This is a genomic window from Arthrobacter sp. Hiyo1 (assembly GCF_001263615.2).
In the GTDB taxonomy this organism is placed as follows: Bacteria; Actinomycetota; Actinomycetes; order Actinomycetales; family Micrococcaceae; genus Arthrobacter.
Map to the genome: position 1 here is coordinate 272,919 of NZ_DF952469.1, position 2,398 is coordinate 275,316.

Here is a 2,398-nt window from a genome sequence, read left to right on the forward strand (position 1 = left end):
CCGCGCGGCCGTAGCGCACAGGACCGGATACGGGTGCTTGGCGGATGTTGCGGGGCGACGAAGTGGGCGCCCTACTTGGGGCGCACGTGGTGGCCCGGCACGCCGCGGATGTGCGGCAAGGCGATGCGACACGAGGCGTTTTCGCCAACTCAATCGTCTCGTCCCGGCTGCTTTCCCGCATCGCGGCGGCGGCCGGCTTCGCCCACGAGGAAACGCTCACGGGATTCAAGTGGATTTCCCGGGTGCCGGGACTTGTGTACGGCTACGAGGAAGCCCTGGGCTACTGCGTTGCACCCGAACTCGTCAGGGACAAGGACGGCATTTCCGCCTCCTTGCTCATCGCCGAACTAGCGGCGGCGGCCAAGGCCGAAGGAAAGACGATCTTCGACACCCTGGACGAAATCTACCTGGTGCATGGCTTGCATGCGAGCGACCAGCTCAGCATCCGGGTGGCGGACCTTGGTTTGCTGGACGCCATGATGAACCGGCTCCGGTCCGATCCGCCGGAGTCCTTTGGCGGTTCCGCCATCGAGACCTTTGTGGATTTGGCCCAGGGAAGCGAGCAACTGCCGCCGACGGACGGCCTCCTCTACCTGACCAAGGACCTAAGCCGCGTCATCATCCGGCCCAGTGGCACCGAGCCAAAGCTCAAGTGCTACCTGGAGGTCATCAAGTCGGTCGGTTCGGCGGCGGAACTCGCCGAAACCCGGCACGCCGCGCGGACCACTTTGGACCACATTCTTGCCGATGTCCGCGAGGCGCTCGGGCTCTGAGCGCTTCGGCTCCACGACGGACGACGGCGGTGCGCGGCTGGGGGCTCCGGGCTACAGTTCGACTTCGATGAAGCCGTCAACCATGCGGGTCCTGAATGCCGGAAGCCGGAGCCCGGGGTTGGAATAGCACTCACCGGTCTGCAGGTCGTAGACCTCCTTGTGCAACGGCGAGGCGATAGTGGGGCGTGATCCCCGGGAGCCGGTGATCCCCCGGGCCATGACATTGGCCAGGGTTGCAGGGTCCTGCTGGGCGACTGCGTAGACATTGTCGGCATCGAGGCGGAAGAGCGCCACCTGCACGCCGTCGATCAACGCCGCCTCGCCCCAAGCCGGTTCCAGCTCGTCCAACGGGCATACACGATGCCAGCCGGACTCGGTCGGCGCGCTCGTCAGTTGTTCTTCCCGTTCCAGAATGACGGTCATGCCAACCCCTCTCGCTATGCCTGCAGCCGGACAAATGCTGTCCTTTCCTTCAGGCCGTGGCCGCCGAGCGGCCATATCTTCAAGGTAGGCGGGGAGTGTTTCACTCGAATGCAGTCAATGTGTCGGGTGCGTAAAAGAGACCTCACGGTCCCGACATCCAATCGTGACCCAGAAGTTAAGATCACGAAACAAAAGGGAAACTGAGGAGAAACTGCCCGTCCGTAGTCTGAAGTGACAAGTTGCGGAGCACGTTCTGCGGCGTATGCGAAAGGCCACCAGTGACCGGACACACTTCCACCCCAGAAAACCAGCGCCGTATTGTTGTCGCCGGCGGAGGCCCTGCGGCCCACCGTTTTGCCGATGCCATGCATACCCGCGGTCTCGAGGGCTGGCACGTCACGGTCCTGACCGAGGAAGCGCACGTTCCGTATGACCGGGTCACCCTGAGCAAGGCGCTGACCGATGTGGACTATGACCTCACCTTGGGCGACATGTCCATGTGGGAGCACGAATCCATCTCCCTGCGCACTGGCGAGCGGGTGGTCAAGATCAACCCCGAAGCCAAATCCGTGGAAACCGCGGCCGGCAACACTTACGACTACGACCACCTGGTGGTGGCCACCGGCTCGGACGCGGCACAGCTCCCCTTCCCCGGCGGCGAGCTCGCCCATGTCTACCGCACCCTCGACGACGTCTGGGCCATCAACAAGGCCATCGCCGAACTCACGGAGAAGCTTGGCCGGACCGTCAGGACCGTGACCATCGGCGGCGGCCTCCTCGGCTTGGAAGCAGCGGCGGGCACCATGGAGTTGGGCGCGCAGGCCACCGTCATCAACGGTTCACGCTGGCTCATGAACGCCCAGCTGGACGAGGGAGCCGGCCAGGCACTGGGCCGGCTGGTCACCGCCAAGGGACTCGAAGTCCTGACGGGAACCTACCCCGCCGAAGTATTGTCCGACGACGGCCAGGTCACCGGCGTCCTCATGAAGGACGGCCGCGTCATCCCCGCCGACATGGTTATCGCGTCCATCGGCATCCGCCCCCGCGATGAACTGTTCCGCGGAACGGAAGGCGCCGCGGACGGCCCCACCGTTGAACGGCTGTTCGAACTCGGCAAGAAGGGCGGCGTGGTCATCAACGACCATTGCGCCACCCCGGTCCCCGGCATTTGGGCCATCGGCGAAGTCGCGAACTTCGATGGC

The 2,398-nt window shown here is 64.6% G+C and carries 2 protein-coding genes and 1 pseudogene; 2 read left to right on the top strand and 1 reads right to left on the bottom strand.

Going from position 1 to position 2,398, the window contains the following annotated elements; translation table 11 throughout:
* Positions 1-23: 23 nt before the first annotated feature.
* Positions 24-773, top strand: a pseudogene (locus AHiyo1_RS05805) (phospho-sugar mutase); the annotation flags it as partial.
* A gap of 51 nt (positions 774-824) precedes the next feature.
* On the opposite strand, the gene nirD reads toward AHiyo1_RS05805, so the two are convergent.
* Positions 825-1,196, bottom strand: a complete 372-nt coding sequence (nirD, locus tag AHiyo1_RS05810) for a nitrite reductase small subunit NirD (protein WP_059387909.1) — start codon at positions 1,194-1,196, stop codon at positions 825-827.
* Between the two features lie 278 nt (positions 1,197-1,474).
* Here nirD and AHiyo1_RS05815 point away from each other — a divergent pair.
* Positions 1,475-2,398, top strand: a 924-nt coding sequence (locus tag AHiyo1_RS05815; RefSeq protein WP_148667486.1) for an NAD(P)/FAD-dependent oxidoreductase, incomplete at its 3' end; no start/stop codon positions are given.

What these genes read in the sequence shown, in the direction of transcription:
- nirD (WP_059387909.1), bottom strand. Translation starts at nt 1,196, where the DNA reads ATGACCGTCATTCTGGAACGGGAAGAACAACTGACGAGCGCGCCGACC.